Here is a 6237-nt window from a genome sequence, read left to right on the forward strand (position 1 = left end):
GGTGTAGGAATTCACCGTCGGCGAGACCATCGCCAGCAGCTCCGGCATCAAAGCCTGCTGCCCTCCGACATACCAGCGCATCTGCTCCGACATGTGGAGCGAGTCGTCGGCATCGTAGAAGATCGAATCGCCGGATTTGGCATCCAGCAGCGAGCTGTGGAGATGCCCCGACTGCCCGGGCCAGTCGCGCGACCATTTGGCCATGAACGTCGCCATCCAGCCGCGCCGTTGGCACAGGATCTTGAGGATGGTCTTGAACAAGGCCGCCTTGTCCGCTGCTTCGAGCGCATCGTCGACCCGGATCGCCGCTTCGAGCACGCCTGGCCCGGTCTCGGTATGAAGCCCCTCGATCTCGATCCGCATCTCCTCGCAGACCGACCAGAGCTCCTGATAGAAGTCGGAATGGACGCCGGAACGCAGCATCGAATAGCCGAAATTGCCGGGCGTGATCGGTTTCAGGTTCCGGTAGCCTTTGCCGCGGATCGATTGCGGCGTTTCGTCGAAGACGAAGAATTCGAACTCGCAGGCAGCCTTCACCTTCCAGCCGTGGCCGGCGGCGCGGTCGAGCACCCGCCGGAGCGTCCCGCGGGGGCAGATGGCCTCGGCGCGGCCGGAGAATTCGCCGAGGATGAGCGGCATCCCGCCTTCGAAGGGAAGGGTGCGCATCGTCTCGGGAAGCAGCCGCGCCTCGGCATCGGGATAAGCGGTGTGCCAGCCGGTGAAGCTCAAATTGTCGAGCAGCTGGTCGTTCGAATCCCAGCCGAGCACGACGTCGCAAAAGCCGAAGCCCTTCTCGAGCGCGGAGCGGAGCTTGTCGATGGCGAGATATTTGCCGCGGAAGATGCCGTCCACGTCGAACACGCCCACCTTGGCGCAATTGGGCATGCGTTCGGAAACGAGCTTCAGGATCTGATCGGCAGTGGTGGGCATGGGGGACCCTCTCGGTTCGGCGCCTCCCCAATGACGCCGCCGGAGCCGTAACGTTCCCTCGTCAGCCGCCTTTGCCGAGCGGAGGGCTGGGGAGATCCGAGACCTGGCGCTTCCCGTCGATCACGATCGGAGAGGCGAGCCCCGGCACGCCGCCGAGATCGAGCTTCATTCCGCGTGCGATGACCTGCGGATCGGCGAAGACCTGATCGACGGCGTTGATCGGCCCGGCGGGTATCCCTGCGCTCTCCAGCGCCTCCGCAAGCGGCTCGCGATGGCGGCTCCAGAGCGTGTGCTCCAGCAAAGGGACCAAAGCGGCACGGTTGAGGACGCGAGCGGGATTGGTGCGAAAGCGATCGTCCTCGGCCAGCTCCGGGAGGCCGAGGATCTCGCAGAGGCGCTGGAACTGTCGGTCGTTGCCGACGGCGATGATCATCTCGCCATCCGCCACCTTGAAAGCCTGGTAGGGCACGAGGTTGGCGTGGCCGTTGCCCATCCGGTGCGGCACCTTCCCCGATACCATCCAGTTCAGCGCCTGGTTGGCGAGCACGCCCACCTGCGTGTCGAGCAGCGCCATGTCGATATGGGCGCCGCGGCCGGTCCGGTCCCGCTCTCGAAGCGCGGCGAGGATGGCGACGGTCGAATAGAGGCCCGTGAAGAGATCGGCATAGGCGATGCCGGATTTCTGCGGCTCGCCGTCCGGCTCTCCAGTCAGCGACATGGCGCCGCCCATGCCTTGGATGATGAAGTCGTAGCCGGCCCGTGGCGCGTAGGGGCCGGTTTGGCCGAAGCCGGTGATCGAGCAATAGACGAGGCCGGGATTGAGCTCCGATAGGGATGGATAGTCGAGGCCGAAGCGGGCGAGGCCGCCGACCTTGAAATTCTCGATCAGCACGTCGGCTTCTGCGGCAAGCGCCCGCACCTGCTCCTGCCCCGAAGCGGTCTCCAGATCGATCGCGACGGAGGTCTTGCCGCGGTTGCAGGAATGGAAATAAGCCGAGGCACCGTCGGCCGCGAAGGGAGGCCCCCAATTTCGCGTGTCGTCGCCGACCCCCGGCCGCTCGACCTTGACGACCTCGGCGCCAAGGTCGGCCAGCAGCTGCCCCGCCCACGGCCCGGCCAATATCCGCGCCAGCTCAAGCACCTTGAGCCCGGCAAGCGGCTTATCCATCAGAAGGCGGCGATGCCCGTGATCGCCCGGCCGAGGATGAGGCCGTGCACATCGTGCGTACCTTCGTAGGTGTTGACCGTCTCGAGGTTCGCGGCATGGCGCATCACGTGGAATTCGGCGCTGATGCCGTTGCCGCCGTGCATGTCGCGCGCCACCCGCGCGATATCGAGCGCCTTGCCGACATTGTTGCGCTTGATGAGGCTGATCGTCTCCGGGATGAGCTCACCCTCGTCCATCCGCCGTCCCACACGCAGCGCCGCCTGGAGCCCGAGCGTGATCTCGGTGATCATGTTCGCAAGCTTCATCTGGACGAGCTGGGTCGCTGCCAACGGCCGGCCGAACTGCTTTCGGTCGAGCGTATAGGTGCGGGCGGCGTGGTAGCAGGCCTCGGCCGAGCCCATGGAGCCCCAGGCGATGCCGTAGCGGGCCCGGTTGAGGCAGCCGAACGGACCCTTGAGGCCGCTGACGTTGGGAAGGAGGTTCGCTTCGGGGACCTCGACGCCGTCCATGACGATCTCGCCGGTGATTGAGGCGCGGAGGCTGAGCTTCTCGCGGATCTTGGGCGCCGAGAGGCCCGGCATGCCCTTTTCGAGGATGAAGCCCCTGATCTTGCCGTCATGCGCATCCGACTTCGCCCAGACGACGAAAACGTCCGCGATTGGCGAATTGGTGATCCACATCTTGGAGCCGGTGAGGCGATAGCCGCCGTCCACCTTCTCGGCCCGCGTGCGCATGCTGCCGGGGTCGGAACCGGCGTCGGGCTCGGTGAGGCCGAAGCAGCCGATGAGCTCGCCCGACGCGAGGCCGGGGAGGTATTTCTGCTTCTGCTCCTCGGAACCGTAGGCGTTGATCGGGTGCATCACGAGCGAGGACTGCACCGACATCGCCGAGCGGTAGCCGCTGTCGACACGCTCGACCGCCCGGGCAACGAGGCCGTAGCTCACGTAGTTGAGGCCGGCGCCGCCATATTCCGTGGGGACGGTCGCACCAAGGAGGCCGAGCTCGCCCATTTCGCGCATGATCTCGCGATCGAAATCCTCGTCGAGATAGGCCTTCGTGACCCGGGGCAGCAGCCGCTCCTGCGCATAGCCTTCGGCGGTGTCGCGGACGAGCCGCTCCTCATCGCTCAATTGCGCGTCGAGCGCGAACGGATCCGCCCAGTCGAAGCTGGCGATGGTGGAGTGGGACATTCGTTCCTCTGGCGAAAAGGTGATGCCGCCCCTTCGCCTGTCGGGGCCGTCCTGTCTATACCCCGGAGGCCTTGGCGGCGGGTGCGGGACCGGGCCTCTGCTTCGCCCGGGCCTTCTCGAGCAGCAGCTGAGCAGCGGCCGCGAGGCCTGGATTGTGCGGGTTCGAAGCGAGCGGCAGCAGGATGTTCTCCGCCTCTTTGAAGCGGCCCCGGAGCAGCAGCAGATTGGCCGCGTTCATCGAAAGCTCGCTCACCTGCGGTGCAAGATCGTGGGCGAGGAGCAGCACCTCCATCGTATTGTCGCTGTTGAACTTCGGGTCGGTCGTCAGGCTTTCGCCGTAGCGGGCGAGCGTCGGCACGTGGAATTGATCGGCCTTGTGGGCGCGTACGAACCAGCTGCGCGCCTGCTTGAACAGCTCCGGCCTCGCCTGCCCTCCGGCCCGCCCGGCGCGAAGATAGTGCATCCCCTTAAGGTAAAGCAGCTCGGCGTCATTGGGAGCGGCGGCAAGGAGGGCGTCCGTCATCTTCTCCCCGGCGGCGGAATCGCCGTAGAGAACCTCCGCCTTGGCAAGCACGCGCTTCGCGAAAGCATCGTTCGGATATTTGGCGGCTTCGGTCCGGACACGCTCCAGAAAGGGTGCAACATGGGCCGGCCCGACCCCGATATGCATATTGGCCTCGGCCAGCAGCAGGGCGTCGGCGGAGGCGGGGAGCGCCTCCAGCTTCACCTGGGGAGCCGCGGCCGCGCTGGCGCGGGTGATTCTCGTGAACGTCATCTGGCGCGCCGCATAGGTCTGCACCGAGCGCTCGAACGCCCGAAGCTCGCCGAACTGCTCGGCAAACGCCTCCCGCGGCGGCTTTCCTGTCGCGATCGCGGTCAGATAGCTTCTGAACTTCTCCCGCCGCGCATCATCGCGCATCATGTAGTGCGAGAGCAACCAGCTTTGAGCGTAGAACAGGGATCGGTCCTGCGGATCCCTGGGAATGGGCTCGAACAGCACCTTCTCGAACGGCAGCCAGTGCGCGTTGCGGAGCCAGCCGGCGCGGTTGGCGCTCGGCTGCCCGAAATCGATGAACCTGTCCTTGAACTCCGCCGTCGCCACATATTCGGCGAATCCCTCCACGAACCAGGCCGGATACGCGCTAGGCCGATATTGGAGCATGAAGTGGTGGGCGATCTCGTGGAACAGGATTTCCTCGTTCCCGCCCCAGCCGCCGCCGCGATCGTCGACGAACGCGGCGATGCCGTTGGAATTGGCGGTGTAGAAGCCTGCGACGCTCGGCGGGAGGTCGCGCACGAGCCGCAGCTGCCCGCGGCCGCGGACGAGATAGACGCGGAGCTTGTTGGGGGCAGGGGGCTCGGTGACGCCGGTCAGGAGCCGCAGGAACTGGTGGTAATCCTCGAGCAGCGCCGCTTGCTCGCGCACCCGTCCTTCCGAGGCCTGCGAATAGAGGATGAAGTTGGGGCCTTCGGCCTTCCGCCATTCCGCCCAGGCAGGCGCAGCCGCAAGCAACGAAGCAGCCGCCGCGACCATCGCAGCCCATAACTTGTTTCGCATTTCTCTTATCCCACCAATAGCTTAGGCGGCTGTAGCCGAAAGCGGGAAAGCGGGCAAATCGGGTGCTGGCGGAGAGGGTGGGATTCGAACCCACGGTGAGCTTGCACCCACGGCGGTTTTCAAGACCGCTGCCTTAAACCACTCGGCCACCTCTCCCCGTGGGCGACGCCTTAAGCGGCAAGCGACGTTTCGTGCAAGCGGCGCGACGGAACCCATGTCATCGCAAAAGCGCTTGTGGCATCAGCGCCCCGATGTGGAGGGGGAGAAGTATGCGTACGTTCAGTCAGATGGTGGCGCTGGCATTGGCCGCGTTCCCGCCATTCAGCACCGCCAGCGCCGCGCCCGCCGTGGTCCAATATGGCGGCGGCCTCAGCCAGTCCGGGTTCGAGGCCTATCTTCCGCAGCTGCGGGCGGAAGCGCTCCGGTCGGGGGTGCGCCAGAGCACGATCGACGAAATCTTCCCGACGCTCCAGTTCAGCGCTCGGACGGTGGAACTCGACCAGGCGCAGCCGGGGGGCACTTCCGGCAACTCCGCCGCGCCCCCGTTCGCCCCTTATTACCGGCAGCATGTGAGCCCCGCGCTGATCAGCCGCGGCCATTCGCGCTACATGGAAAATCTCGGCCGCCTCAACGAAATCTCCCGACGCTACGGCGTGCAGCCGTCGGTGCTGGTGGCGATCTGGGGCAAGGAGACCAGCTACGGCAGCATCACGGGCGATTTCGACCTTCTCAATTCGCTTGCGAGCCTTGCCTATGAAGGCCGCCGGCGGCGGCTGTTCGCAGACGAGTTCATCGCGACGCTGAAGATGTACGAGCGCGGCTACCCGCGCAGCCAGCTCAAGGGAAGCTGGGCCGGAGCGACGGGACATCCCCAATTCCTCCCCTCCGTCTACCTCCGCGTCGCCCGCGACGGAAACGGGGACGGCCGCGCCGACATCTGGCGCAGCCACCTCGATGCACTCGCTTCGATCGCCAATTACCTGAGTAATGCCGGTTGGAAGCCGAACGTCAGCTGGGGCTATCGCGTAAACGTGCCCGCCGGGTTCGACCGCTCCGGCCTCCAGACGCGCCTCATCTCGCCGCGCTGCCCGCAGGTCTACGCGCGCCACACGCGCTGGATGAGCTTCGGCGAATGGCGCCGGCTCGGCATCCTGCCGGCGCTCGGCGGCCCCGGCGACAGCGAGATGGCGACGCTGCTGGAGCCGGACGGCCCCGGCCAGACCGCCTATCTCCTCACCAACAACTATCGGACCATCCTCGATTACAATTGCTCCAACTTCTATGCGCTGACGGTGGGGCTGCTGGCGGACGCGATTTCCCGCTGAAGCCGCTGGCGCCGGTGGAATCGAGCGATTAAGATCGCCGCGCGGCGCGGCCGCAGGGGCTCAACA

At 66.0% G+C, this 6237-nt stretch carries 5 protein-coding genes and 1 tRNA gene; 1 reads left to right on the top strand and 5 read right to left on the bottom strand.

Annotated features, from left to right (window positions below; translation table 11 throughout):
* From VF662_RS15350 to VF662_RS15370, 5 genes are all read right to left on the bottom strand, one after another.
* The coding region (locus tag VF662_RS15350; RefSeq protein ID WP_464142814.1) for a type I glutamate--ammonia ligase at positions 1 to 930 on the bottom strand (930 nt) is incomplete at its 3' end.
* A gap of 61 nt (positions 931 to 991) precedes the next feature.
* Positions 992 to 2098: a CaiB/BaiF CoA transferase family protein gene (locus VF662_RS15355; RefSeq protein WP_464142815.1), complete on the bottom strand. Its 1107-nt coding sequence runs from the start codon at positions 2096 to 2098 to the stop codon at positions 992 to 994.
* A complete protein-coding gene (locus VF662_RS15360) occupies positions 2098 to 3288 on the bottom strand; it encodes an acyl-CoA dehydrogenase (RefSeq protein WP_464142816.1) in 1191 nt (396 codons plus the stop codon). Before VF662_RS15360 ends, VF662_RS15355 begins: the two co-directional genes overlap by 1 nt.
* A 55-nt stretch (positions 3289 to 3343) precedes the next feature.
* On the bottom strand, positions 3344 to 4846 hold the full coding sequence (locus VF662_RS15365) for a hypothetical protein (RefSeq protein WP_464142818.1): 1503 nt from the start codon (positions 4844 to 4846) through the stop codon (positions 3344 to 3346).
* A gap of 66 nt (positions 4847 to 4912) precedes the next feature.
* Positions 4913 to 5002: transfer RNA gene (locus VF662_RS15370), tRNA-Ser, on the bottom strand.
* 113 nt (positions 5003 to 5115) lie between these two features.
* Between VF662_RS15370 and VF662_RS15375 the strand changes: the two genes are divergently transcribed.
* Entirely contained in the window at positions 5116 to 6171 is a 1056-nt protein-coding gene (locus VF662_RS15375) for a lytic murein transglycosylase (RefSeq protein ID WP_464142819.1), read from the top strand.
* Positions 6172 to 6237: the final 66 nt, after the last annotated feature.

Origin of the sequence: Allosphingosinicella sp. (assembly GCF_036387215.1) — a bacterium.
Lineage (GTDB): Bacteria > Pseudomonadota > Alphaproteobacteria > Sphingomonadales > Sphingomonadaceae > Allosphingosinicella.